Source organism: Roseobacter sp. HKCCA0882 (assembly GCF_037805225.1).
GTDB lineage: Bacteria > Pseudomonadota > Alphaproteobacteria > Rhodobacterales > Rhodobacteraceae > M30B80.
In genome coordinates this window covers 491,671-513,854 of sequence record NZ_JBBLYI010000002.1, presented here as the reverse complement: position 1 = coordinate 513,854, position 22,184 = coordinate 491,671, and the positions used below count along the sequence as shown (strand labels likewise).

Annotated in this window: 21 protein-coding genes; 8 read left to right on the top strand and 13 right to left on the bottom strand. The window is 55.9% G+C overall.

Annotated features, from left to right (window positions below):
• Positions 1 to 53: 53 nt before the first annotated feature.
• A complete protein-coding gene (locus AAC622_RS10820) occupies positions 54 to 2,963 on the top strand; it encodes an error-prone DNA polymerase (protein WP_340262428.1) in 2,910 nt (969 codons plus the stop codon).
• Here AAC622_RS10820 and pip read toward each other — a convergent pair.
• The gene (gene pip, locus AAC622_RS10815; RefSeq protein ID WP_340262427.1) at positions 2,958 to 3,947 is read right to left on the bottom strand and encodes a prolyl aminopeptidase; all 990 of its coding nucleotides are present in this window, start codon (positions 3,945 to 3,947) and stop codon (positions 2,958 to 2,960) included. The genes AAC622_RS10820 and pip overlap by 6 nt on opposite strands.
• A 70-nt stretch (positions 3,948 to 4,017) precedes the next feature.
• On the opposite strand from pip, the gene ubiG reads away from it, so the two are divergent.
• A complete protein-coding gene (gene ubiG / locus AAC622_RS10810; protein WP_340262426.1) occupies positions 4,018 to 4,761 on the top strand; it encodes a bifunctional 2-polyprenyl-6-hydroxyphenol methylase/3-demethylubiquinol 3-O-methyltransferase UbiG in 744 nt (247 codons plus the stop codon).
• On the opposite strand, the gene AAC622_RS10805 is transcribed toward ubiG, so the two are convergent.
• From AAC622_RS10805 to AAC622_RS10795, 3 genes are all read right to left on the bottom strand, one after another.
• Positions 4,758 to 5,213: a MarR family winged helix-turn-helix transcriptional regulator gene (locus AAC622_RS10805; protein ID WP_317656966.1), complete on the bottom strand. Its 456-nt coding sequence runs from the start codon at positions 5,211 to 5,213 to the stop codon at positions 4,758 to 4,760. The genes ubiG and AAC622_RS10805 overlap by 4 nt on opposite strands.
• 63 nt (positions 5,214 to 5,276) lie before the next feature.
• Complete coding sequence (gene grxC, locus AAC622_RS10800; protein WP_340262425.1) at positions 5,277 to 5,534, bottom strand: glutaredoxin 3; 258 nt, start codon at positions 5,532 to 5,534, stop codon at positions 5,277 to 5,279.
• A gap of 18 nt (positions 5,535 to 5,552) precedes the next feature.
• Positions 5,553 to 6,308, bottom strand: a complete 756-nt coding sequence (locus tag AAC622_RS10795) for a ComF family protein (protein WP_340262424.1) — start codon at positions 6,306 to 6,308, stop codon at positions 5,553 to 5,555.
• Positions 6,309 to 6,352: 44 nt separating this feature from the next.
• Between AAC622_RS10795 and AAC622_RS10790 the strand changes: the two genes are divergently transcribed.
• The gene (locus AAC622_RS10790; RefSeq protein ID WP_340262423.1) at positions 6,353 to 7,201 is read left to right on the top strand and encodes a methyltransferase domain-containing protein; all 849 of its coding nucleotides are present in this window, start codon (positions 6,353 to 6,355) and stop codon (positions 7,199 to 7,201) included.
• Between the two features lie 66 nt (positions 7,202 to 7,267).
• Positions 7,268 to 8,329 carry a ferrochelatase gene (hemH, locus tag AAC622_RS10785; protein ID WP_340263047.1) on the top strand — a complete coding sequence of 354 codons (1,062 nt, stop codon included), beginning with the start codon at positions 7,268 to 7,270 and terminating at the stop codon, positions 8,327 to 8,329.
• Here the strand turns inward: hemH and mutT are convergent.
• The 3 genes from mutT to AAC622_RS10770 are packed head-to-tail and all read right to left on the bottom strand — an operon-like array spanning position 8,326 to position 10,833.
• Positions 8,326 to 8,724: an 8-oxo-dGTP diphosphatase MutT gene (gene mutT / locus AAC622_RS10780; protein ID WP_340262422.1), complete on the bottom strand. Its 399-nt coding sequence runs from the start codon at positions 8,722 to 8,724 to the stop codon at positions 8,326 to 8,328. The genes hemH and mutT overlap by 4 nt on opposite strands.
• Complete coding sequence (gene argJ, locus AAC622_RS10775; protein WP_340262421.1) at positions 8,721 to 9,980, bottom strand: bifunctional glutamate N-acetyltransferase/amino-acid acetyltransferase ArgJ; 1,260 nt, start codon at positions 9,978 to 9,980, stop codon at positions 8,721 to 8,723. Before argJ ends, mutT begins: the two co-directional genes overlap by 4 nt.
• Before the next feature lie 22 nt (positions 9,981 to 10,002).
• The gene (locus tag AAC622_RS10770) at positions 10,003 to 10,833 is read right to left on the bottom strand and encodes a peptidylprolyl isomerase (RefSeq protein ID WP_340262420.1); all 831 of its coding nucleotides are present in this window, start codon (positions 10,831 to 10,833) and stop codon (positions 10,003 to 10,005) included.
• A 209-nt stretch (positions 10,834 to 11,042) separates the two neighbouring features.
• On the opposite strand from AAC622_RS10770, the gene secA reads away from it, so the two are divergent.
• Positions 11,043 to 13,745 carry a preprotein translocase subunit SecA gene (gene secA / locus AAC622_RS10765; protein ID WP_340262419.1) on the top strand — a complete coding sequence of 901 codons (2,703 nt, stop codon included), beginning with the start codon at positions 11,043 to 11,045 and terminating at the stop codon, positions 13,743 to 13,745.
• A 2-nt stretch (positions 13,746 to 13,747) separates the two neighbouring features.
• Here secA and AAC622_RS10760 read toward each other — a convergent pair whose 3' ends face one another.
• Positions 13,748 to 14,428, bottom strand: coding sequence for a JAB domain-containing protein (locus AAC622_RS10760; protein ID WP_340262418.1), 681 nt, complete (start codon positions 14,426 to 14,428; stop codon positions 13,748 to 13,750).
• A gap of 43 nt (positions 14,429 to 14,471) precedes the next feature.
• Complete coding sequence (gene map / locus AAC622_RS10755; RefSeq protein WP_340262417.1) at positions 14,472 to 15,299, bottom strand: type I methionyl aminopeptidase; 828 nt, start codon at positions 15,297 to 15,299, stop codon at positions 14,472 to 14,474.
• 127 nt (positions 15,300 to 15,426) lie between these two features.
• Here map and AAC622_RS10750 point away from each other — a divergent pair, with 127 nt between their 5' ends.
• Positions 15,427 to 16,155 carry a competence/damage-inducible protein A gene (locus tag AAC622_RS10750; RefSeq protein ID WP_340253211.1) on the top strand — a complete coding sequence of 243 codons (729 nt, stop codon included), beginning with the start codon at positions 15,427 to 15,429 and terminating at the stop codon, positions 16,153 to 16,155.
• A 1-nt stretch (position 16,156) separates the two neighbouring features.
• The gene (locus tag AAC622_RS10745) at positions 16,157 to 16,906 is read left to right on the top strand and encodes a GNAT family N-acetyltransferase (RefSeq protein ID WP_340262416.1); all 750 of its coding nucleotides are present in this window, start codon (positions 16,157 to 16,159) and stop codon (positions 16,904 to 16,906) included.
• Between the two features lie 8 nt (positions 16,907 to 16,914).
• Here AAC622_RS10745 and AAC622_RS10740 read toward each other — a convergent pair whose 3' ends face one another.
• Together AAC622_RS10740 and dapD are read right to left on the bottom strand one after the other, a co-directional pair.
• Positions 16,915 to 17,820 carry a LysR family transcriptional regulator gene (locus AAC622_RS10740; protein ID WP_340262415.1) on the bottom strand — a complete coding sequence of 302 codons (906 nt, stop codon included), beginning with the start codon at positions 17,818 to 17,820 and terminating at the stop codon, positions 16,915 to 16,917.
• Between the two features lie 245 nt (positions 17,821 to 18,065).
• Positions 18,066 to 18,896: a 2,3,4,5-tetrahydropyridine-2,6-dicarboxylate N-succinyltransferase gene (dapD, locus tag AAC622_RS10735; protein ID WP_340262414.1), complete on the bottom strand. Its 831-nt coding sequence runs from the start codon at positions 18,894 to 18,896 to the stop codon at positions 18,066 to 18,068.
• A 136-nt stretch (positions 18,897 to 19,032) separates the two neighbouring features.
• Between dapD and AAC622_RS10730 the strand changes: the two genes are divergently transcribed.
• On the top strand, positions 19,033 to 19,860 hold the full coding sequence (locus AAC622_RS10730; protein ID WP_445322623.1) for an LOG family protein: 828 nt from the start codon (positions 19,033 to 19,035) through the stop codon (positions 19,858 to 19,860).
• 11 nt (positions 19,861 to 19,871) lie between these two features.
• On the opposite strand, the gene mepA is transcribed toward AAC622_RS10730, so the two are convergent.
• Together mepA and AAC622_RS10720 are read right to left on the bottom strand one after the other, a co-directional pair.
• Positions 19,872 to 20,786, bottom strand: coding sequence for a penicillin-insensitive murein endopeptidase (gene mepA, locus AAC622_RS10725; RefSeq protein ID WP_340262413.1), 915 nt, complete (start codon positions 20,784 to 20,786; stop codon positions 19,872 to 19,874).
• A 13-nt stretch (positions 20,787 to 20,799) separates the two neighbouring features.
• Entirely contained in the window at positions 20,800 to 22,146 is a 1,347-nt protein-coding gene (locus tag AAC622_RS10720) for an MFS transporter (RefSeq protein ID WP_340262412.1), read from the bottom strand.
• Positions 22,147 to 22,184: the final 38 nt, after the last annotated feature.

Genomic DNA, 22,184 nt, shown 5'->3' with positions numbered 1-22,184 from the left:
TGGCCTCAAAAATCCCTCTCGAAAAAAGAACAAAACGTGAATATCTTTGCGGTATGGGATTCGCAGAGCTTGCCGCATTGTCCAATTTTTCTTTTCTTCAGGGTGGATCGCATCCTGAAGAATATGCTGTGCGCGCGGCAGATTTGGGGCTTCATGCTTTGGCGATTGCTGATGTGAATTCGGTTTCGGGCATCGTGCGGGCGCATAGCGAATTGCGCCGTATCGCGCGTGAGATTGCGGCGCGGCGCGCGGCGGATGCTGATTTGCACGGGCCACCGCGCCCCGCCCATATTCCCTCCGCCCCGCGCGCACCAATTTTCACCTGTCCGCGGCTTTTGCCTGCCGCGCGATTGGTTTTCCCTGATGGGCTAGAGATTGTTGCCCTCGCCCGCACGCGGGAAGGTTGGGGAAATCTGTGCCGTATTCTGTCCAAGGGTCAGCTGCGCGCAGAAAAAGGGCAGTGCTTGCTTGCTCTCGAGGATTTGCTGTCGCATGCAGCAGGGCTGGAATTGGTTGTGCTCAGTGATCGAAACGCCCATTTCCCACCGCATCATGCAGGGGCTTGGCATAATGCGCTGCCCCAATTGGCGGCGCGGTTCGCGGGGCATATTTGGCTTGCCCTTAGCCCCTATTATGACGGGCAGGACGCGTTACGTTTTGCCGCGATTGCACGGCGGGCAGAGGTGTTATCCCTGCCGCTTGTGGCCTCTGGTGCGCCGATGATGCATCACGCCCGCCGCCGCCGTTTGGTGGATGTCCTTAGCGCCATTCGCAAAGGCATTCGTTTGGTTGATCTCGGACGTCATGCGCAGGTCAATGCCGAACAGCGGTTGCGCAGCCTGTCGCAGATGCGCCGCTTGTTTCACGATTATCCCCGCGCTCTTGCGGCAACGCGCTTGATCGCGCGGCGCTGCCAGTTTCAACTGGATCAATTGCGCTATGAATACCCATCCGAGATTTCTGATGGCGAAACCCCACAGTCCCGCCTTGAACGATTGGCGTGGAAGGGGCTTGCATGGCGCTATCCAAGGGGTATCCCTGAGCGTGCGCAGACCCTCATGACCCATGAATTGGCGCTGATCGATAAGCTTGGTTATGCGCCCTATTTTTTGACAGTGCATGATATTGTCGCTTTCGCGCGCGGGCGTGGGATTTTGTGTCAAGGGCGCGGGTCTGCGGCCAATTCCATCACGTGTTATGCTTTGGGCGTGACCTCTGTCTCTCCTGAAATTGGCACGATGGTGTTTGAGCGATTTGTCTCAGAGGCTCGTGATGAGCCACCCGATATTGATGTTGATTTCGAGCATGAACGCCGCGAGGAGGTGATCCAATGGATTTACACCCGCTATGGTCGTCACCGTGCAGGGATTTGCGCCACAGTGATCCATTATCGCGGCAAGCGTGCCATTCGTGAAGTTGGCCGCGCAATGGGTTTGAGCGAAGATATCCTATCCGCACTTTCAAGCCAGATTTGGGGATCATGGGGGTCAGGTGAATTGCAGGATGCCCGACTGCGCGAAATCGGTCTTGATCCTGATAACCCCCATTTGCGCTTGGTGATGGATTTGGTGAGCCAGATTATCGGCTTCCCCCGCCATCTCAGCCAGCATGTGGGGGGATTCGTGATTACCGAAGGGCGGCTTGATGCGCTTGTGCCCATAGAAAATGCCACGATGGAGGATCGCACCATCATCGCATGGGATAAGGATGATATTGACGCCTTGGGCATTTTGAAGGTCGATGTTTTAGCCTTGGGAATGCTCAGTTGTTTGCGCAAATCCTTTGATCTTTTGCGGGGTCATTATGGGCGGGATTTTGATCTGGCCACCCTGCCCGCCGAGGATGGCCGCGTCTATGATATGCTGTGCAAAGCAGACAGTCTGGGTGTGTTTCAGGTAGAATCGCGCGCGCAGATGAATTTTTTGCCGCGTATGCGCCCACGTTCTTTCTATGATCTGGTGATCCAAGTGGCGATCATCCGACCTGGGCCTATTCAGGGCGATATGGTGCATCCCTTCATTCGCCGCCGCAATGGGGAGGAGGCGGTGGAGTTTCCCTCTGATGCGTTGGGCGCTGTGCTGCGCAAGACCTTGGGCGTGCCCTTGTTTCAAGAACAGGCAATGCAAATCGCAATTGTCGGGGCCAGTTTCACCCCGACCGAGGCCGATGCGCTGCGCCGTGCCTTGGCCACGTTCAAGAAAAAGGGTCATGTCTCGGAATTTCGGGCGCGGTTTTTGCGAGGCATGCAGAATAACGGCTATGACCCCGATTTCGCCGCGCGCTGCTTTGCGCAGATTGAAGGGTTCGGCGCCTATGGTTTCCCTGAAAGCCATGCCGCAAGTTTCGCGCTTTTGGTTTATGCCAGCGCATGGATCAAATGCCATTACCCTGCCGTTTTTGCCTGCGCTTTGCTGAACAGCCAACCGATGGGGTTCTATTCGCCTGCACAGATTGTGCGTGATGCACAGGCGCATGGGGTGGAGGTGCGACCTGTCTGTGTCAATCTCAGCGCATGGGATCACACGCTAGAACCAGATGGGACGGGCGCGCTTGCACTAAGATTGGGGCTGCGGCAAATCAGAAGCCTGTCCGAGGAGGACGCGCATTGGGTCATTGCCGCGCGTGGCAACGGCTATCTGAGCCCGCGTGATTTATGGCGTCGTGCGGGTCTGTCGCAAAAACCTTTGCGGGCCTTGGCTGAGGCAGATGCTTTTGCCGCGCTTGGGTTTGATCGCCGCGCGGCACTTTGGGAATTGCGCGGGCTTGGCCCTGCACAAGATTTGCCGCTTTTTGCCCGTGATCTTGAGGGCGAGGCGCATAACGAGGCCGCGCCAAATTTGCCACAGATGACCGAAGGTGAAGCCGTGATCGAAGATTACGCGAGCCTGCGGTTGACGTTGAAACGTCACCCCGTTGCGTTTTTGCGTGGAAAACTGAGCCCAAATTGGGTGGCGCGCTTATAGGCCGAATTTTGTGGCATGCTCGCCCACAGATTTCATCACCCGCACCAATTCTTGGCTGATACCAGGCTCAGACAGGGCATGGCCCGCAGCCTTGACCATCTGCAAACGACCCGAAGGCCAACGCGCGGAAAGGCTATAGGCGGATTGGGGTGGACAAATCATGTCATAGCGCCCTTGCACGATCACGCCGTGAATATGGGCGATGCGATGCATATTCTTTAAAATCTGTCCGTCTTCTTCGAGAAAGCCGCGATTGACGAAATAATGGTTCTCAAGCCGCGCGAAGGCGCGGGCGTAATCGGCGGGGCAATCGCCCCCTTGGCCATCGCTTTCGATAGACGCCAGTGCGTTTTCCCATGCGGCCCAAGCCCGCGCATAACGGGTTTCCACCATCATATCGCCTGAGAAAAGGCGGCGGTTATAGGCGGCAATTAAATCGCCACGCTCATCTTCGGGGATCAGCGAAACGAAGCGCTGCCATTGTTCTGGCCAGAATTGACCCGCGCCGCCGCCATAAAACCAATCCAACTCGCGTTGCATCGACAAAAATACACCGCGCAAGGCCAAATAGGCCACAGATTGCGGATGGGTTTGCGCATAGATCAAGGCAAGGGTCGCACCCCAAGAGCCGCCAAATACGGCCCATTTTTCAATGCCAAGTGTGTTGCGGATGCGCTCAATATCTTCGACCAGATGCCATGTGCTGTTGCCTCGGATAGCCGCATGGGGCCGCGAGCGGCCACAACCGCGCTGGTCAAACAGGATAATTCGCCAGACCGAAGGGTCAAAATAGCGCCGCATGGCAGGGCTACACCCGCCGCCTGGGCCGCCATGCAACACCACAACGGCAGGGCCGTTTGGGTTTCCGCATTGCTCCATATAAATCTGGTGACCTTCGCCAACATCCAAAATTCGCTGATCGAACGGGTCGATCGGCGGAAAGAGATGCTGCACTGCGCGCTTTTGGCCCGTGAACTTATCCATAAGCTTCCTATATAGGACGTAAGACCCAACCTAACAGTCCCAAACCCCTTGGCAAGGCTTTGAGCATAGAATGACGGACAAGACTGGCACAATTGACCCTGCGGAAATCGCAAAATTCGAGGCGATGGCCGCCGAATGGTGGGATCCAAACGGGAAATTCCGACCGTTGCACATGATGAACCCTGTGCGGCTTGACTATATCACGCGCCAGATCGCGGCCGAATTCGGGCGGGATCTAACGGTTGAGCGACCCTTAGAGGGGCTGCGTCTCTTGGATATTGGCTGTGGGGGTGGGCTTCTATCTGAACCCATGGCACGGCTTGGCGCCGATGTGGTGGGTGCAGATGCGGCTGAGCGCAACATTCCTGTGGCACGGGTTCATGCCGAGCAATCAGGCCTGACGATTGATTATCGCCACACAAGCGCTGAGGCCCTTGCCGCAGCAGGTGAGCAATTCGATGTCGTCCTCAATATGGAAGTGGTTGAACATGTGGCCGATCCACAGGCCTATTTGACTGCTTGCCATGATTTGCTGAAATCAGGCGGGCTGATGCTGTGCTCAACCATCAACCGCAATCCCAAAAGCTTTGCCATGGCGATTGTGGGCGCGGAATATATCATGCGTTGGCTGCCAAAAGGCACGCATGAATGGTCAAAATTCATCACGCCCGATGAGTTATTCAAAATGATCGAGATTGCAGGGCTGAGGCCCGTGGATCGCAAGGGCTATGTGTTCAATCCGATTTCTTGGGGTTGGTCGATCTCGGATCGCGATTTGTCGGTGAATTACGTCACCGCATCCATTCGCCCCTAACCGCGCAGGTCGGCATCATCCTCAAGGCGCACCCGCATCTCGCGCAAAACAGGCAGGGCTGCGCGAACTTTGGCCGCACCGATGGCTTCGATCGTATCCGACAAAATAGGTGCAATCGCCTGTAGCGCGGCATCGCGCGCGGAACGCCCCGCGGGGCTGATGGTCACAAATTTACGGCGGGCATCGTCCCAATCGGGACGGATATGGATATGTCCCGCCCATTCCAAGCGGTTCAGCGTGTTGGTCATCGCACCACGGGTGACGTGAAACAGCCGCGCAAGCTGAGCAGGTGTGCGCTCCTCATTGGCACGGGCCAAGTGGTTCAGCACAGAAAAATGGCTCAGTTCCATACCTTTTGGCAGCGCCTTGGACAGGCGGTTTCGGGCCAATTGATCAGCCATGAACAATTCGCTGAACAGCGCGATAGAGAGGGGATCACTGGTGTCACTCATGGAGCGGACTAGACCCTATGCCAGCCTTTTGGTGCAAGGGAAATCGTTAAAAACACTAGAAATTTACGCAGAAAGCAATGGATCAAGCTTGCCCTGACGCTCAAGTGCCGCGAGATCATCATAACCGCCTATGTGTTGGTCACTGATAAAAATCTGCGGCACAGTGTGACGACCATGGGCGCGTGCCATCATATCTTGGCGCAGTTTTGGGTCACGGCTGACATCAGTCTCGACAAAGCTGACATCCTTGCTTGCCAAAAGGCGTTTGGCAGCGTGGCAATAGCCGCAAAGTGGGCTTGTGTAGATTTCAATCTGTGCCATCTGCCTGTCTCCTATCTGCTACGCTGCTTTTGTCGCGCGGGCCATAACCAGCACATATATCGTCCCTGCGCCGCCCAAGCGCAAGGCGTGGGTTGAAGACCAAAGGGTCGCGCCTGAGGTCATCACATCATCAATCAAAATGACCGCCCGTCCCCGCAACCTTTCACTATGGCGCGGGGTTAGGGCCCGCGCCTCGTCTAAATTGGCAAAACGGGCTTCCGCGCCCAGCCCATCTTGGGAGGCCGTTCTGCGCAGACGATATAACGCATCAGGCAGGCAGGTGATTGCGTGTTCACGGAACTGGGGCGTTCTACAGATATGCTGCGCGAGGAGAGCGGATTGATTGAACCGCCGCTGCAGCAAACGCAACGTGTGTAGGGAGATGGGAACCAGAAGTGGGTTTTGACCAAGCCACTCTTGCGCCTTCTCGGCCATCCAAGAACTGGCCGCACGGCAAATATCGGCGCGGTCGCCATGTTTGAGCGCAAGCACAAGCGCGCGTCCTGTCCCCTCATATCGCAGCACGGCGCGGCCTGCATCCCATGGCGGCGGGCGCATGAGACATGCATCACAGAGATCACTCGGCGCAGCCTCCTCGCCAATCAATTCATCGCCGCAGGCGTGACAGCAGGATTTGCCAATAAATTGAGCCTCCGCCCAACAGGGGCCACAAAGACCATAAGGGATTTCAACCCTGTCACCGCAGCGCAGGCAATCAGGTGGAAAGGCCCATGTTTTGGCCCGATCAAGGATTTGCAAACGGGACGCGAACACTTACATAACCCCTCTAAGTTTTCAAAAAGCCTGAGACCATAGTCGTGACTGAACCCCTTCCGCCAAAATTGACCGACCCGCAGGCCTTGGCCCGTGCCCGCGCCCGTGCGCGATTGGATCGGGCTGGGTTCTTGCATGACGAGGTCAAGCTTGAGCTTGAAGAAAGACTGGCAGACGTTAACAGGCGCTTTACCGCGCCCGTTTTGATCGCGCCTTTTGTGGCGTATTGGGCAGATTTTATGCCCGAAGCCCCTCGCGTTCTGCCCCAAGATGACTTGGGCTTGACCGAAGGGGCCCATGATCTGGTGATCCACGCGATGGCGTTGCATTGGGCCGATGATCCCGTGGGGCAACTTGTGCAAGCGGCCCGTGCGCTGAAACCTGATGGGCTGTTTCTCGGGGTGTTTTTTGGCGGTGAAAGCCTGACCGAATTGCGAGATGTTCTGCGCCAAGCCGAAATTGCTGTAATGGGCGGCTTGTCGCCGCGCGTGGCCCCGATGGGGGACTTGCGTGATATGGGCGGGCTCTTGGGGCGTGCGGGTTTTGCTCTGCCTGTGGCCGATACATTGCGCAAAACCATCAGTTATCGAGATATTTTTCACCTGATTGGCGATTTGCGCGATATGGGGGAAACCAATGTGCTTGACGCGCGTCACCGCGCCGCCCCCCCGCGTGATTTATTCACGTGCGCCGATGAAATTTACAAAAAAACTTATCCATTCGAAGAAAATCGCATCCGATCCACTGTTGAGATCGTATTCCTTTCAGGATGGAAACCAGATGCAAGTCAACAAAAGCCGCTTCGACCTGGTTCGGCGCAGGCGAGATTGGCAGACGCGCTTGGCGTGACCGAATTTGATGAAACCGCCCGACCTGTGGAAAACGGGTCGTAAAAGGGTGGCCGTTTTTTGTTGTCTGGGTTAGTCAGGCTGAAGAAAGAAGTGCGATAAAAGATGAATATGATGCAAAACGCGACCGAAGCTGCTATGCCCCACGCACCCGCTGATCACCCAAAGGTGAAGTTCGGCAAGATTGGTGTGCTTTTGGCAAATTTGGGCACGCCAGATCATTATGATTACTGGTCAATGCGCCGCTATTTGAACGAATTCCTCTCAGATCGCCGCGTGATTGATTACAGCCCGTGGATTTGGCAACCGCTTTTGCAATTGGTGATTTTGACCAAGCGTCCGTTTTCTTCGGGGGCGGCTTATAAATCTATTTGGAATGAAGAGCAGGGCGAAAGCCCGCTGATGACCATTACCAAAGATCAGACCGCAAAGATTAAGTCTGAAATGGCGGCGCTTTATGGCGATCAGGTCGAGGTGGATTTCTGTATGCGGTATGGCAACCCATCGACCAAATCCAAAGTGGATGAAATGGTTGCAAAAGGTTGCACGAAAATCTTGTTTTTCCCCCTTTATCCTCAATATGCGGGCGCGACTTCGGCCACAGCTTGCGACCAATTCTTTCGCGCACTGACGGATATCAAATGGCAACCGACCGTGCGCACAGTCGAGGCCTATTACGAGCATCCGCTCTATATTGAGGCTTTGGCGCAGTCGGTTGAGCGGTCCTACGCAAAGATTGAAGACCGCCCCGATGTCTTGGTGGCCTCCTATCACGGCGTCCCCAAGCGTTATTTGATGGAGGGCGATCCCTATCATTGCCAGTGCCAAAAAACCTCACGCCTGCTGAAAGAGCGTTTGGGTTGGTCTGACGGTGAGATTGTCACGACATTCCAAAGCCGTTTTGGCCCCGAAGAGTGGCTCAAGCCCTACACAGTCGAAGAAGTGGCGCGGTTGGCCGAAGCGGGCAAGAAAAAGATTGCGGTGATTGCCCCTGCATTCTCGGCCGATTGCATCGAGACTTTGGAAGAGATCAACGAAGAAATCCACGAAAGCTTTGAAGAGGCAGGCGGCGAGCAGTTTACCTATATCCCCTGCCTCAACGATGATGACGCGCATATCAAGGCATTGGTTGCTGTCGCGCAGGATCACCTCAAAGGGTGGATTGGCGGCTAAAGCCAGTCGCGCAGGATCGGAATCAAAGGGATATCTGCAGGTGGCATCGGGTAGTCGCGCAAATCTTTTGCGCGTACCCATTTCAGCGCCTGCCCTTCGCGCGATTGCGGGATACCGCCCCATTTGCGGCAGGCAAAAAGCGGCATAAGCAGATGGAATTTCTCGTAGCTGTGGCTGGCAAAGCATAACGGCGCAAGGCAGCTTTGCCACGTTTCAATGCCCAATTCCTCGTGCAATTCTCGGATCAAGGCAGCCTCGGGGGTTTCGCCCTCTTCAACCTTACCGCCCGGAAACTCCCAAAGACCGGCCATGGATTTCCCCTCAGGCCGTTGCGTCAAAAGCACACGGCCCTCGCCATCAATCAACGCCGCTGCAGAGACAAGCACCGTTTTCATGAGCGATAATCCGCATTGATTCTGATATAGCCATGGGTCAGGTCGCAGGTCCAAACTGTGGCCGCCCCCATGCCAAGGCCCATATCTACGGCGATGCGCAATTCCTGCTGTTTCATATAGGCGGCCCCTTGCTCTTCTCTGTAATCGGGGCTGACCCAGCCATTTTCGGCCACCAAAATATCACCGAACTTGATGGTCAGGCGGTCACGATCTGCGACTGCGCCAGATTTGCCGACCGCCATGACAACACGACCCCAATTTGGGTCCTCGCCTGCCGCCGCGGTTTTCACAAGTGGGCTGTTGGCAATCGCGCGGGCAACACGATCTGCATCCGCGTCATTTGCCGCGCCTGTGACCTGCACTTCAATCAGTTTGGTTGCGCCTTCCCCATCGCGCACCAATTGCAAGGCAAGGTCTTTGAGAACCGCCTCAAGGGCCGCATAAAACGCCTTTGCATCTGTGCTGTCCAAATCGGCAATCTGGGGATTGCCTGCCTTGCCTGTCGCGGCCACCATCAAACTGTCCGAGGTTGAGGTGTCGCTGTCCACTGTCACCGCGTTAAAGCTGCGTTTGGTGGCTTGCGATAACATGGATTGCAGCGCGCCACGCGAAATCGCGGCATCGGTAAAGACATAGGCCAACATTGTGGCCATATCTGGCGCGATCATGCCCGAGCCTTTGGCAAAGCCCGCGATTTTCACCTCATGGCCCGAGAGGGTCAGGGTTTCTGTCGCGCCTTTGGGGAAAGTGTCGGTGGTCATAATCGCCCGCGCCGCACCATCTGCCCCGTCAGCATCCAGTTTGCCCGCCAATTCCGCCAAGATATGCGTAATTTTTTCGGGGGCGAAGGGCTCACCAATCACCCCCGTTGACGCGCTGAACACATGAGTGGCAGGAATACCCAAAACACGGCCCGCCTCGGCGGTTACCGCCTCGACCGTTTGATCGCCTGCGCGGCCTGTAAAGGCGTTGGAATTTCCAGAATTTACAACAATTCCAAAGCCTTGATCACTGCTTTTCCCCAAAGCGGCCAACTTGCGCTCACAATCGAGGACAGGTGCGGAGCGCGTGGAGGATCGGGTAAAGACACCTGCGACTGACGCCCCTGCACAAATCTCGACCAACATGACATCGGTGCGGTTTTGATACCGCACCCCCGCCGCGCCACTGGCAAAGCGCACCCCATCAATGCGGGGCAATGCAGGAAACCCACCTTTTGGGGCGAGGGGGGAGACAGGAAGCGGGGCTTTTGCCATGATCGGGCCTATGTGAGAGGGGTTACTGTGTCAAAAGATCAATGTTGCGGATGAGGCTCATGTCAATCTCAACCTCTGGCCGCGCGATCTCGGCCGCTTCGGTCAATTCCGCAAGATAGGCGTCAACGCGCTGACGGCGCAGTTCTTCCTCAAGATCGGCGCGCACATCTTCTAGCGCGGGGGGCGCACTGATGCGCGACTCGTTCAGTTTCACAACGTGCCAACCAAATTGGGTTTGGACAGGCGCGGAAATTTCCCCCGCCTCTAGGCCTGCTACGGCAGTTTCAAATTCTGGCACCATCATGCCCGTGCCGAACCACCCCAAAGCGCCGCCATTTGGGCCAGAGGGGCCTGTTGAGAATTCTTGCGCCAAAGCAACAAAATCAGCGCCATCATTCAATTGGTCAATCAGGCTTTGCGCCTCTTCTTCGGTTGCGACCAGAATATGGCTTGCATTCCATTCCTGATCACCGCCTGTATCCACGAAATTTGCGTCATAGAGGGCTTGGACATCCGCATCTGCGATTGTGTCAAAGGCAATCGCATCAATGGCGACACTGGCCAAAAACGCACGATCTTCGTTTTCCATGGTCAGTTTTGTGCGCGCGTCTTCCGAGCCGCGCAGCGAGTCTGCGACAACCTCCTGTTGGATCAGCTGATCCAACATTCCATTATAGAGAACCTCGTCTGGCAATTCTTGATATTGCGCGGGCAGCATCGCGCGCATTGCAATCAAATGACCCAAAGTGATGTCGGTGCCGTTGACCGTTGCCAAGACTGTGCTGGCGTCTTGCGCCGCCACTGGGGCTGCGAGGGAGAGGGAAATTGCGGCGGAGACAAGCAGGCGTTTCATAGAACAGTCCTTTTATTACGGGCGTAATCCTTCGCGCCCACGTTGACAGGCCAAAAGCGGGCGCTTATGTCCCATTGCGGTTGGGGACGTTGGCACAGCTTCCTTGATGGGTCTTCTAGACCGCCGCGCGGATGCAAACAACCCGAGCGGAGATCACATTCTTTTGGGTCTGCCATCGCGTGGATCAATTCTGACATAAGGCGTTTTGCATGCTTGGGCTTGGATCTATCGCAAAGAAGATTTTTGGCAGTTCAAATGATCGATTGGTCAAAGCGCAAAGGCCGCTTATTGCAAAGATCAACGCACTTGAGCCTGAGTTTGTCGCCCTCGATGATGCAGGGCTGATAGCAAAAACTGAAGAATTTCGTCAGCGCCACGCCAATGGTGAGAGCCTTGATGCGCTATTGCCCGAGGCCTTTGCCAATTGCCGCGAAGCCGCCAAGCGCGCTTTGGGTTTACGCGCCTTTGATGTGCAGTTGATGGGCGGCATTTTCCTTCACCAAGGGAATATTGCCGAGATGAAGACAGGCGAAGGGAAAACTTTGGTTGCGACCTTTCCCGCCTATCTCAACGCTCTGAGTGGCGAAGGCGTGCATGTTGTCACTGTGAACGATTATCTTGCACGGCGAGATGCGGAATGGATGAGCAAGGTTTTCGCCGCGCTTGGCATGACAACGGGCGTGGTTTACCCGCGCCAGCCCGAAGCTGAAAAGCGCGAGGCTTATGCCGCCGACATCACCTATGCGACCAATAATGAGCTTGGGTTTGATTATTTGCGTGACAATATGCGCGGGTCGCTGCCTGAGATGGCGCAACGCGGTCACAATTTCGCGATTGTGGACGAGGTCGACTCGATCCTCATCGATGAGGCGCGCACGCCATTGATCATTTCTGGCCCATCTCAAGATCGTTCCGATCTTTATGTGGCGATTGACAAGGTGATCCCTGAGCTGACCGAAGATCACTACACGCTGGACGAGAAAACGCGAAACGCGACCTTGACCGAGGAAGGCAATGACTTTCTTGAGCAGCGCCTTGCCGAAGCGGGCCTCTTGCCTGAAGGGCAAAGCCTCTATGACCCTGAAAGCACATCGCTTGTGCATCACGCGACCTGCGCGTTGCGGGCGCATAAGGTGTATCTAAAAGATCGCGATTATCTGTTGCGCGGTGACGAGGTGGTCTTGGTCGATGAATTCACGGGCCGTATGATGCCAGGTCGGCGCCTGTCTGATGGTCTGCATCAGGCCATCGAAGCCAAGGAAGGCGTTGCGATCCAACCTGAGAATGTGACCTTGGCTTCGGTGACATTCCAAAATTACTTCCGCCTCTACAAAAAATTGGGTGGCATGACGGGCACAGCGGCAACTGAGGCCGAAGAATTTTTTGAAATTTACAAACTTGGCGTTGTTGAGGTTCCAACCAACCGCCCTGTGGCGCGGATTGATGACCATGATCAAGTCTATCGCACCGCCGCCGAGAAATATAAGGCCATCGTAGAGTCGATCCGCGAAGCGCATGAAAAGGGCCAACCTGTTTTGGTCGGCACAACCTCGATTGAGAAATCCGAGATGCTGAGCGGCCTTTTGACCAAGGCAAAGTTGCCGCATAATGTTTTGAACGCGCGTCAGCATGAGCAGGAAGCGCAGATTGTGGCAGATGCGGGCAAATTGGGCGCGATCACTATTGCGACCAATATGGCGGGGCGCGGCACCGATATTAAACTGGGCGGCAATGTCGAGTTGAAGGTGATGGATGCCATCGCCGCAAATCCTGATGCTGACCCTGAAAAACTGCGCGCTGAAATTGAAGAAACCCACAAAGCCGATGAAGAGGCCGTGAAGGCCGCAGGTGGTCTGTATGTTCTGGCAACAGAGCGTCATGAAAGCCGCCGTATCGACAACCAGTTGCGCGGTCGTTCGGGCCGTCAGGGCGATCCGGGTCGTTCAGCGTTTTACCTATCGCTCGAAGATGATCTGATGCGGATTTTTGGGTCAGAACGTCTTGAAAAGATGTTGACCACGCTCGGTCTGGCCGAGGGTGAGGCAATTGTGCATCCTTGGGTCAACAAATCCTTGGAGCGCGCGCAGGCCAAGGTTGAAGGGCGCAACTTCGACATCCGCAAGCAGTTGCTGAAATTCGATGATGTGATGAATGAACAGCGCAAAGTCATCTTTGGCCAGCGCATGGACATTATGGCCTCCGATGATATCGAGGATATCGTCAAGGATATGCGCTATGAGGTGATCACTGATATGGTCGACACCTATATGCCGCCGCGATCCTATGCAGATCAGTGGGATGTTGAGGCGATGGCCCAGGCTTGCCGCGAGACATTGTCACTCGATCCTCCGATCCCAGCATGGGCCGAAGAAGATGGCGTGGATCAGGATGTGGTGATTGAACGGCTTGAGGAAGCCGCCGATAAATTCATGAATGACAAAGCCACTGCTTTTGGTGCCGAGCAGATGCGCAATATTGAAAAACAGGTATTGTTGCAGACAATCGACCAGAAATGGCGCGATCACCTATTGAAATTGGAACATTTGCGTTCGGTCGTGGCATTCCGTGGTTATGCGCAGCGTGATCCTTTGAACGAATATAAATCCGAGGCGTTTCAATTGTTCGAGGGCCTGTTGGATGGGCTTCGTCAGGAAGTGACGCAGAAACTTGGCCGCATCCAACCGCTCAGCCCCGAGCAGCAGGCAGAATTGATCCGTCAATTGCAGGCACAGGCCGCAGCGCAGCAGCAAGCCGCCTTGAAAGCCGCGGATGAGGCTGAAGCGAAAGCAAGCGGTGATGATACAGGCTTTGATGAGACGCGTCCTGAAACATGGGGCAATCTTGGCCGCAATGATGCCTGCCCCTGTGGATCGGGAAAGAAGTTCAAGCATTGTCACGGGCGTTTGGCCTAATTTTAAATCAGACCCTCCGCGCGAAAGCTAACCTCGCCGCTTGGCGTGATGATGATGTGGTCATGCGGGGTCAGACCCATCATTTTGCTTGCCTCGCCCAACTGTCGGGTCAGGGCAATATCGCCTGTGCTTGGGGTCGGGTCGCCTGACGGATGATTATGAACCACCACTAGTGCCGAGGCGCTCATCTCAAGCGCGCGCTTGATAACTTCGCGGGGATAGAAGGGCGCGTGATCCACGGTGCCGCGGCTGTGCTGCTCATCGGCGATGAGGTGGTTTTTGCGGTTAAGGTAGAAAACCCGCACCTCCCCAACATCACGGTGCGCCATGGTTGCGCGGCAATAATCCATCACCGTTTGCCATGAGCCCAAGATCGGGCGGTCATCAAGCTGTTTGCGGGTAATCGTTTCCGCCACAGCCTGCGTTAGGCGTAAATGGGCAATCGTATCTTCGGTCATATGGCTGACGGATTTCAGGCGTTGGTCACTGGCGCAAAGAACGCGTGCAAGGCTGCCATGTTGTCGTAACAGCGTGGCCGCCATCCGCGCAGAGGGTGCGTTTGGAGCCGCCGCCGCCAATAGCCGCGCGAGAAGATCATGCTGTGCGGCATCAACCGCAACCCTGCGCAATTTCGGCAGGGGCACGGTGCGGCTATGGGCAAGGGTCAACTCGGGCTTTGTCATGCCCGCACCATCCATCAGAATGGTTAATCAGCGATTAAACGCGTCAGCGCCAAGTGGGGTGGAATTTCCCAGAGGGTGACAGGGTGAAAATTTCAAACCCGTCCGCGGTCACGCCAATCGAATGTTCAAACTGTGCGGAGAGGGATTTATCCCGTGTCACAGCTGTCCATTCATCTGCCAAAACTTTGGTTTCGGGACGGCCAAGGTTCACCATGGGCTCAATGGTGAAGAACATCCCCTCTTCCAAGACGGGGCCTGTGCCCGCGCGGCCATAATGAAGAACATTTGGCGGTGCGTGAAAGACCTGACCCAACCCATGACCACAGAAATCACGCACCACGCTCATGCGATTGGCTTCGACATAGGTTTGAATCGCATGGCCAATATCCCCAAACGTGGCCCCAGGACGTACGATCTCAATCCCTTTGAAGAGGGCGTCATGGGTCACTTGGATCAGCCGTTCTGCTTTGCGGTTCAGATTGCCGGCCACATACATGCGGCTTGTGTCGCCAAACCAGCCATCCACGATGACGGTTACATCAATGTTCAGGATGTCCCCATCCTTAAGGGTTTTGGGGCTGGGGATGCCGTGGCAGACCACATGGTTCACCGAGATACAGCTTGCGTGTTTATACCCACGATATCCGATGGTTGCTGATTTCGCGCCTGCCGCGTTGACCATATCCTCAATCGCTTGATCTAAGGCTTCGGTCGTGACACCTGGCTCTACCTTGGGCGCGATGTCGTCAAGAATGCGCGCGGCCAATGCGCCCGCTGCATGCATCCCAGCAAAGCCTGCATCATCGTGAATGCGAATTCCGTCTTTGGTCACGCGGCCTTTGAAATCGTCCAAAACATCTGCTCCTGTCATCTCGCGCTAGATTACGGTTTTTGGCGCTTGAATTCTAGCCAAGCCCGCCACGCGATGACGCGTTGCGGCATGACAGGGCTTGGCCTATACCGCAGGCAGGGTGCATGACAAGTGGGGGGTTCTCAAAATGGCACAACCAACCGCAGCGATGTTGGTGATCGGGGATGAAATTCTATCAGGACGCACACGCGATTCGAATATGCACCATTTGGCCAATGAATTGACCGCAAAAGGGATTACGCTGAAAGAGGTGCGCATCGTCTCTGATGATCATGCGGGTATTGTAGAGGCCCTCAATGCGCTGCGCGGGTCTTATGATCATGTGTTTACTTCGGGCGGTATTGGGCCAACTCATGACGACATCACCGCTGATGCGGTTGCAGCGGCTTTTGGCGTGCATATTGATGTGCGGGCGGATGCGCGGGCGTTGTTGCAAGCCCATTATGATGCCCGCGGGCAAGAGTTGAACGAGGCCCGCCTGCGCATGGCGCGCATTCCCGATGGCGCGGCTTTGATCGACAATCCCGTCTCCACCGCACCCGGATTTCAGATCGAAAATGTCTATGTGATGGCGGGGGTGCCTTCGGTCTTTCAGGCGATGGTGGCTTCGGTCATGCCGCGCTTGACAGGTGGCGCGCCCTTGATCAGCCACAGCATCCGCCTAGAGATGGGCGAAGGTGACATTGCGGGGCCTTTGGGCGAAATTGCTGCCCAATTTCCCGATGTTTCAATCGGCTCTTACCCCTATCAATTGAACGGGGTGTATGGGGCAAATATCGTGCTGCGCAGTGCCGATGAGGGGATGCTTCAACGTGCTATTGCAGAGATGGCGCGCGCTTTTCCGCAGGGCGTTTGATATGGGCGCGGTCTGTTCCGACTTGCTGCCTGATGAGGGCCGTTTGTTTATGGCGTTAGATGCCACTTGGCCCGCCAAAACTTACCAAACTGATGGGCTTTTGACTTTTCGTGAGGGGGCAGGCGGCGGCAGTCGTGTATCTGCGGCCAGTTGGGACGGCCAAGATTCCCCCGATGAGGCAACGCTCAACAAGGCCGAGGCCCGCATGCAGGCTATGGGGCAGCCGCGCTTATTTATTATTCGCGAAAGCCAATCCGCTTTGGATGCCGCCCTTGGGGCGCGTGGCTATCAAATCAAAGATCCTGTATGGTTTTACGCGATGGATCTGCGCGGGCGGGATCTGCCTGCGCTGTCTGAATGCTTTGCCCTTTGGCCGCCCTTGGCCGCGCAAGCGGCAATTTGGGCTGATGGCGGGATAGGGCCCGCGCGCTTAGACGTCATGTCGCGGGCGTGCGCCTCGAAAACCACAGTTTTTGCGCGACAGCAGGATCGCATTGCCGCGACTGGCTTTATCGCCTGCGATGGAGATATCGCCATGCTGCACGCGGTCGAAACCGCCCAATCGGCCCGCCGTCAGGGCGTGGGGCGGCGTGTTATGTGGCATATGGCGCATTGGGCGAAGGCGGAAGGGGCGAATTGGCTAACACTTGTGACGACCAAGGCCAATCAAGCGGCAAATGGGCTTTATCAATCCATGGGCTTCGAGGTGGTCAGTGCTTATCACTATCGAATTCACCCCGAAGATGCCTGAGAGATTGATCACCAATCCATTGGGCCTTTGTCTTTGAACTGATCAACCAGAAAATCAATGAAGGCGCGCAATTTGGGCTGTGTATAGCGCCCAGGTGGGTAAACTGCGTGCAAGCTTTGTATTTCCATCGGCAGATGTGGCATCGCTTCTTCCACTTCGCCTGCCCGCAGCGCCTCGCCAAAGAGGAAGCTTGGCAAAAAGGCGATACCAAAACCGCCGATTGCCGCTTTCAACAAGGCTTGCCCGTCATTGACGGTCAATGCGCCTGTGGAGCGCACAAAACGCCGCTCCCCTGATGGGGCCAAGAGTTTCCAAACATTTCCCTGCGCTTCATTCGAGAAGTGCAGCAAGCGATGTTCATTGAGGTCTTCAATCCGTTCGGGATGACCATGTGCCGCGAAATAGGCAGGGGATCCAATCATGCGCATTGTGGTGTCACAGATACGGCGGGCTTTGAGTGTGCTGTCCTCCATCTCACCCATGCGAATAGCGACATCAAACCCCTCTGAAATCAGTTCTACATGACGATTCTCCAAAACCATGCTCACGGACACTTGCGGATAGGCTTTGAGGAAACCGCCAATGAGGGGCGAGAGGTGACCAGACCCAAAATCAGTGGGGACGGTCACGCGTAACAGCCCCGATGGTGCAGACTGCATAGAGGAGACCATCGCATCTGCATCGCCCGCATCATTGAGAACGCGACAGGCGCGGTCACAATAGGCCAGACCGATCTCGGTCGGGCTGACGCGGCGGGTAGTGCGATTTAATAGCCGCGCACCTAAACGGGATTCGAGCGATGAAATATGCTTGGACACGGCGGATTTCGAGATACCCATCTTGCGCGCCGCATCGGTGAAGCCACCTTGGTTCATAACCATGGCGAAGGCTTCCATTTCGGTCAATCTGTCCATCTTTCGTCCTTTGGGCATTGTTCGACTTCCCTCGCAGCATCGTTTCCAAATGGGGCGCTATTGGGGAAAAGAACGGACTAAAGGCGGGAATTATGAGGGAGTGTTGAGGGCAAAAAGGCAAATTTGGGCGTAATTTCCGTGATTTGCCGTAATCCTGCCGATTTTGTTGCCGCATCGTTAACAATTGCCACAAAAAAACGGGCCGCACCTGCGACCCGTTTTGAATGTGATACCTACTTCACGATTTAGTCCCGCAGCAGCTCGTTGATACCCGTTTTAGAGCGGGTTTTCTCATCAACGCGTTTTACGATGACAGCACAGTAGAGGTTGATCCCGTTCTTTGAGGGCATAGAGCCTGCAACAACCACCGAATAAGGTGGAACCTCGCCGTAAAAGACTTCGCCTGTTTCGCGATCCACGATCTTGGTGGATTGGCCGATGAAGACGCCCATCCCTAGAACCGAGCCTTCACGCACGATCACGCCCTCGACTACCTCGGAGCGCGCGCCGATAAAGCAGTTATCTTCGATGATGGTGGGGCCTGCCTGCATTGGCTCCAAAACGCCGCCAATACCTACGCCGCCCGACAGATGGACATTCTTGCCGATCTGCGCGCAAGACCCGACCGTGGCCCATGTATCAACCATCGTGCCGCTGTCGACATAGGCGCCAAGGTTTACGAAGGACGGCATCAGAACAACGCCCGGCGCGATATAGGCAGACCTGCGCACAATACAATTTGGAACTGCACGGAAGCCTGCGGATTTCCAATCGCTGTCTGACCAGTCCTTCCACTTGCTGTCGACCTTATCCCACCAACTGCCGCCTTGAGGGCTGCCCGACTGCATTTCCATGTCCTTCAGACGGAAGCTCAAAAGAACGGCTTTCTTTGCCCATTGATTGACATGCCATGTGCCATCGCCCCCGCGCTCTGCAACGCGCAAGCTGCCTTTGTCGAGGGTGCTGAGGGTTTCTTCAATTGCATCACGGGTTTCGCCAGTGGTTGCAGGCGTGATGCTGTCGCGCGCGTCCCACGCGGCTTCAATCGCCGTTTCCAGTTTCTGAATATCGGTCATACGCTTTATCCTTAGCTCGGGCTGTTTGACAGGCGCTATAGCGCCAAGGGGGGCTTTGCGCAACGCGCCGCCCTCTGGCCGCATGGTGCGAATATTGGTATGAGATAAATATGGCCAGAACAGGGGGAGACAAGCAATGGGCAGCAAGAAACATCTGATGCGGGATGCAGGTTTGGATCTGCGCGAAGCCGACCGCACGCCAGACACGCCGCAAACCCAAAGTCCCGCCTATAGGCTTGCCTTCGCAGACCCAGATTTTCTGTGTCAGGACGCGCTGCGCCCTGTGCGCCTTCAGCTTGAGCTTTTAAAGACCGAAATGGGGATGGATGCAGAAGGCATTCGGTCAACCATTGTTCTGTTTGGCGGTGCGCGCATTCCTGCGCCTGACGCCACAGACGGCAAACCCCCCGCGATTGCGGCAATGGCTCGTTATTACGAGGAGGCCCGCCGTTTTGCCTATCAAATCACCCAGCGCGGTGCGCGCGGTGAGAATGTCATTGTCACGGGCGGTGGCCCGGGCGTGATGGAGGCGGGCAATCGCGGCGCGCATGAGGCGGGCGGTGTTTCTGTTGGGCTTAATATCGTGCTGCCCCACGAGCAGGCCCCTAATGCTTATGTCACACCTGAGTTGAGCTTTAATTTTCACTATTTTGCCATTCGCAAAATGCATTTCCTGCTGCGCGCGCGTGCGCTTGCGATTTTTCCAGGCGGTTTTGGCACGATGGATGAGCTGTTCGAAAGCCTGACCTTGATCCAAACAGGGCGAATGGAGCAGGTGCCCGTGCTGCTGTTTGGCCGAGATTATTGGACGCGCCTTGTCGATTGGGAAATGCTGGTCGAGATCGGCACAATTTCACCTGAGGATCTCGACCTCTTCCGCTTCGTGGAAACCGCGGAAGAGGCGTTAGACGTCATCGAAACATGGCCCCTATCAGGACGGCGCGGCGGCATTCCAGGCCGTTAAGGTTTTGGGCGCTACAACTGACTGATTGCCTGACATTGCGCAGGCAAATCACCAAGCCTCAGGGCGCGGCGTGGTGCGGGATCAGGCGCATCGGGGTCAGGGGGCGGCGGGTTCAAAATATTGTTGACCCAAGCCTGCGCATCCGCGCAGCCATCCCCCACAGGAGGCGCATCTTGCGCCTCGCAATCGCTTGCGCCAAGCGGGCAGTTTAGGCGCAAATGGATATGGTAGTGATGGCCAAACCACGGCCGGACTTTCCGCAGATAGCTGCGATCCCCTGTCTCATTTTCGCACATCCAGACCTTTGCGGCTGGAAAGACGAAAATGCGCGACACGCGCGGATCACTGGCGGCAAGGCGGATCAGCGTGGCGTGTTCCTCCGTCCAATTTTCATTCACGGCTGCCCCGCGTTGCGCCTGCATCGAAATAGAGGACAGGTTTTCACGCGCGGCTTGGGATAGGTTCAGATTGCGCGCGGGCAAGAGCCAGATATCCGCATCAAGCCCCGATTGATGGCTGGCATGGCCTGACAGCATAGGCCCGCCGCGCGGTTGGCTCATATCGCCAATATATAGACCGCTCCAAGAGGTTGCAGCCGCCATTCTTAAGCTTAGGTCTTGGACGAACGTCACTGTGTCAGGGTGGGCCCAGTTGCGATTGCGCGACAGGCGCATTGCCTGCCATGTCGGCCCTGTTTCGGCCAGTTGCACGGCCCCTGCCACGCATCCGCCTGCATAGGCGCCGAACACATTTGCGGTTGTTGTGGTGGGCGTTGGCAGATTGCCAAAGACAAGCCGTGCTTCGCGGCTCAGATCGGCACTTGAGAGTGTCACCTGCGGCAGATCATTGGCCACAGGCGGTGCGCTTGGGGCGCAGGCCGTAATGGCGATGAGACACAAACCTATAGAGGTGATATATTTGCGCATGGCCCGATTTCCCCTATTCATGCTGCCGCGGATCGGCATTCACCCCGCGCAACAACCATAACCCCAGTAAGAATAGCATAATCAGCGGTGTTACACCCCAATTTTGACTGTTGGTGAGGGAGGTCATCACCGCAATGAGAAATGGGGCGAGGAAAGCTGTGGCCTTTCCTGCGAGGGCATAAAGGCCAAAATGCTCGGTTATTGCGGCAGGATCCGCTTGGCGCAGCATCATATGGCGGGATGCGCTTTGCACGATACCACCTGCCGCGCCAATGCCGATGCCGATCAGGTAGAACATCAGGCTTGGCAGGTTTGAGCTTTCGGCAAGCGCAAGACCAAATAGGCTATCGCGCCCGATAAAGGGGATGAGAAGAGATAGACCGGTTAGGCAGAGAACTGACCACCAAATGATCTGGTATGGCCCGAAACGATCATCCCATTTGCCGCCTATCCATGCCGCAACGGCCCCCGAGATGATGGCAAGAATCCCGAAAATTCCGATATCTGTGATCGACCAACCCAAGACACCCGCCGCATAAATGCCGCCAAAGACATAAAGACCGTTCAATGCATCGCGGTAGAACATAGATGAGAGCAGATAGCGCAGCAGGCTTGGATGATGGCGCAAGGATTTCAGCGAGCGTGCAAGCTCGGGCAGTGCTTGGCGCATGGTTTGACCAAGGCTTGGGCCAGAGTGCGGCTTGGGCCTGTGCGGTTCTCGCACCCAAAGAAAGAAGGGGATCATAAAGATCACATACCAAAGCGCGGTAAAGGGCCCCACGGCGCGTGTCCCTTCGCGCGCGGCGGCGTCCAGACCAAAAGCGGGTGATAGGCCAAAAAGCGTGCGCCCCGTTTCGGCGTTTTCGGCGAAAAATCCGAGCATCAGGATCATCGCCACCAATCCGCCCAGATACCCAAGGGCCCACCCTGTCCCAGAGATGCGCCCCATTTGCGCGCGTGGGGCAAGGTCAGGCATCAGCGCATTTGTGAAAATCGTGGCGCATTCCATCCCAAAAAGGCCGAGGGCAAAGAGGATCAAAACCACCCAGATTTGCATTCCATCGGGTGCAGCAAACCAACAGCCCCATGCGCCGATGACGTAAAAGGCGGAAAACACCCAAATGAATGGCAATTTGCGCCCAGTTTGATCTGCGATTTTGCCTAATATGGGCGCAGCGATGGCAATCAATAGGCCTGCCGCCCCGATGCTATAGCCCCAAAGGCTTTGGGCGCGGGTGCCATCGCCTAAGACTTGCGCGATATAGGGCGCGAAAATGAAGGTCAGAAGCAGCGTGTTATAGGGCTGACTTGCCCAGTCAAACGCCCACCATCCATAGATGCGTTTCTTACTTTCGGTCATCCTGCCCGCCATGGCCGTTCTATTATCGTTACTGTGGA